The organism is Lachnoclostridium edouardi (assembly GCF_900240245.1).
Taxonomy (GTDB): Bacteria; Bacillota; Clostridia; order Lachnospirales; family Lachnospiraceae; genus Lachnoclostridium_A; species Lachnoclostridium_A edouardi.
The window spans coordinates 1-3,217 of record NZ_OESQ01000002.1 but is presented as its reverse complement, the minus strand read 5'-3'; the positions used below and the strand labels follow the sequence as shown (position 1 = coordinate 3,217).

Here is a 3,217-nt window from a genome sequence, read left to right as displayed (position 1 = left end):
CTCAAATAAACACCATTTTTAATTATAAACTATAATAACAAACACAGAAGGACTGCCGCTAGCAGTCCTTCTAAACCTTAAAGTTTGCACTATTTTTTAATCTCTGATACCAAAGTCAGGTATTATAACCAATCTTTTGTTTTTTGTCTATATTAGTAAAACTTTTATTATTTTTTTATATTCATTGTTAAATGTTCCATTTTGTTCCAAAAAGTCAGAAAATATTTCACAAAAAAGCTGCCTCCGGTTTCCCGAAGGCAGCTTTTATATAACTAAAAGATTTTAAGGGGGTGGCCTTATAATCTTTAGCCGGCTTATTTATTTTTCTTTAAAAATCCTTTCACAATAGGTGTTAAGATGATACCGAACATAATGATCATCAGAACACAGGTGATAGGTCTTGTAAAGAAGATATCCAGGCTTCCTCCTGAAATAATGAAAGCCTTTCTCATGTTGGATTCCAGAAGCGGAGCCAGTACGAATGAAAGCAGCATCGGCGCCGTCGGGTATCCGCCCTTATCCAGCAGGTATCCTACTACACCTGACAGGAACATAATAACTACTCCGTAAAGGGAGTTGCTGGTACTGTAAGAACCAACTACACAAACAACTGTAATAATAGGAATCATATATGTTACAGGCACTGTCAGAATTCTAATCAGGAATGGAATTACACACAGAGCCACAATCAGTGTTAAAATGTTGGACAAATACAGGGAAGCGATCAATCCCCATGCAAAATCAGGAGATTTGCTGAACAGAAGAGGACCAGGATTCAGACCCCACATCATCAGTCCGCCTAAAAGTACTGCGCCTGTACCAGAACCAGGAATACCTAAAGCCAGAAGAGGAGCAAATGCTCCAGCTGCCGCTGCGTTGTTAGCAGCCTCTGCCGCTGCAATACCTTCGATTGCACCTGTTCCTAAAGGCTCTTCACTCTTAAAGCTTTTCTGTACTGCGTATCCCATAAATGCGCCGGTTGTTGCTCCAGCTCCAGGAAGAACGCCTACAAATGTTCCTAAAAGTCCTGAACGAACTGCTGGAGGCAGCAGGCGGCGGAAATCGTGTGGTGTAAGAAGACTTCCGCGGATAGTCAGTTTATCAGAAATCGCATCATTGTTTGTTACATTTTTTTCATTTGTCAGTTTAATAACCTGGGCAAATCCTACTGCACCAATAATATAAGGAGTAAAAGGAATACCTCCCAGCAAATAAATATTTCCAAAATCGTATCTTGGAAGGCCAGAAAGAGTATCCATACCCATACTTGCCAGCAAAATACCTAACATAGTGATTACTACACCCTTTGTAGGGTTTTCGCCTACCAGCCAGCTGATAGATGTCATGGCAATCAGAAGAATTGCAGTCATCTCAGAAGGACCAAATTTCAGCCCCAGGTTCGCCAAAGCAGGGCCTGTAAATGTAAGAATAATAATACCTATGGTTCCTCCAATGAAGGAAGCCATATCTGCTGTAAACAGCGCCTGGCCAGGACGTTTTTTGTTTTTAGCCATTGGATATCCGTCTAATGTTGTACAAACCGCCGGAGAGTCTCCAGGAATATTTAACAGAATCGCACTGAAGCTGCCGCCATACATATTAGAATAGTACAATGCGCCCAGCATGATAATCGCTGTTGTAGGGTTAAATTTATATGTAAGAGGAAGCAGCAACGCTACTCCTGCCAGGGAACCAATACCAGGCATGGCTCCTACAATCAGTCCCAAAATAGCTCCCATAGCTGCAGCCCCTATATTCTGCAGTGTGAGAACAGTTTGGAAGCCCTGCATTAAAAGTTCAAATGTACCCATTTTTTCTACCTCCCTTTAATTAAAAGTTCTCGAAAATTCCCATAGGGAATGCAACGCCCAGCCAAACTGCAAACACGCCTACAGCGATAAATGCTACAATGGCAGTAACAATTAATGTTGCTTTCCAAGGCGCCTTCTCATGGACCTTCAGCCACAAAATAACAAATGCAAAGCAGCTTGGAAGAAGTCCAATAATAAAGCTTCCTGCAATAATACAGGCTCCTGCTGCAACTACTAATAACTCTTCCTTTTTGTAAGGAGCTCCTGTCTCTCCATCCTTTAAGGACTGAAAGAATGCCAGAATGCTGGTAAGAATAATTACCACTGATACTAAACTAGGGAAAAAGCCTGGGCCAGGACCATTTACTGAATCCCAAAACCCTAACTCTGTAACGCCCAGAAACAGGAATACAATACCAACAAGCGCTGTTGCTATTGGTATAAAGAATTTTGTCTGAATGCTTTTCATACTCATTTGACCTCTCTTTCTTGTGATACACCTATAAAAAGCAAAGGCCATGCCAAGAATCCTGTTGTGAATTGTTTGTAAAAAGTGCACAATTCTTCCCTGTTGTCTATATGAAAAATTCCTAATCTTTATAGGTGAAAACAAATCTTAACGCCATTTTTACGTTTCAATTAGTTTCTTTTTGTTATATTTGAAACAAATGTTACGGTTTTTTCCATGATTTTTTCACACGTTTCATCTGCAAAGGGGCCGTTATAATCTTGTTAATAAAAATTGCTGAAGATGAAATAGCCTACTGATTGTTTTCAGAAAAGTCGTGTATTTTTCAGGACTTTGTGATATAGTAGAAGCATAATGAAAATTATTCCCAAGGAGGATACAAAAATGGCAATGTTATTTACTGATGATTTAGTAACAGGAAATGAAATGATTGATTCTCAGCACAAAGAGTTAATTGATAAAATTAATGCTCTGCTTATTAGCTGCGAAAATAAAGCTGATAAGGCTGGCGCCGTAAAAATGCTGAATTACCTGGCAGACTATACTGATTTTCATTTTTCAGCTGAGGAACAGCTGCAGAAGGAAATTGAATATCCAGGATATAATGAGCATATCAAAAAGCACGAGGAGCTGAGACAGACTGTTAACCAGCTTCACGAAATGTTAGAGGAGGAAGAGGGACCTACAGAGGCCTTTGTAGAAAGAGTTAACAGCAAAGTAGTAGACTGGCTGAATTATCACATCAAAACCTTTGACAGATCTGTAGCTGAATATAAGTTTATGAGAGATAACACACAGAGAATTTAAGAAAAAGTCAAGACCACCGGCTAAGCCGGTGGCTTGCTTTGACCCTATAAGGGTCTGTTACCGGCACTGGAGTCTAAAGACTCACCGAAATAGGTTCGCCAAGCGCAACATCATTTACCTACTAAGCCCT

The 3,217-nt window shown here is 40.0% G+C and carries 3 protein-coding genes; 1 reads left to right on the top strand and 2 read right to left on the bottom strand.

What is annotated here, in order from left to right; all coding sequences use genetic code 11:
- Positions 1–314 precede the first annotated feature (314 nt).
- Both C1A07_RS15985 and C1A07_RS15980 read right to left on the bottom strand, forming a co-directional pair.
- The gene (locus C1A07_RS15985; RefSeq protein WP_101878183.1) at positions 315–1,811 is read right to left on the bottom strand and encodes a tripartite tricarboxylate transporter permease; all 1,497 of its coding nucleotides are present in this window, start codon (positions 1,809–1,811) and stop codon (positions 315–317) included.
- Positions 1,812–1,830: 19 nt separating this feature from the next.
- The gene (locus C1A07_RS15980; protein ID WP_242972375.1) at positions 1,831–2,286 is read right to left on the bottom strand and encodes a tripartite tricarboxylate transporter TctB family protein; all 456 of its coding nucleotides are present in this window, start codon (positions 2,284–2,286) and stop codon (positions 1,831–1,833) included.
- A gap of 378 nt (positions 2,287–2,664) precedes the next feature.
- Here C1A07_RS15980 and C1A07_RS15975 point away from each other — a divergent pair, with 378 nt between their 5' ends.
- Positions 2,665–3,087 carry a bacteriohemerythrin gene (locus C1A07_RS15975; RefSeq protein WP_101878182.1) on the top strand — a complete coding sequence of 141 codons (423 nt, stop codon included), beginning with the start codon at positions 2,665–2,667 and terminating at the stop codon, positions 3,085–3,087.
- Positions 3,088–3,217 lie beyond the last annotated feature (130 nt).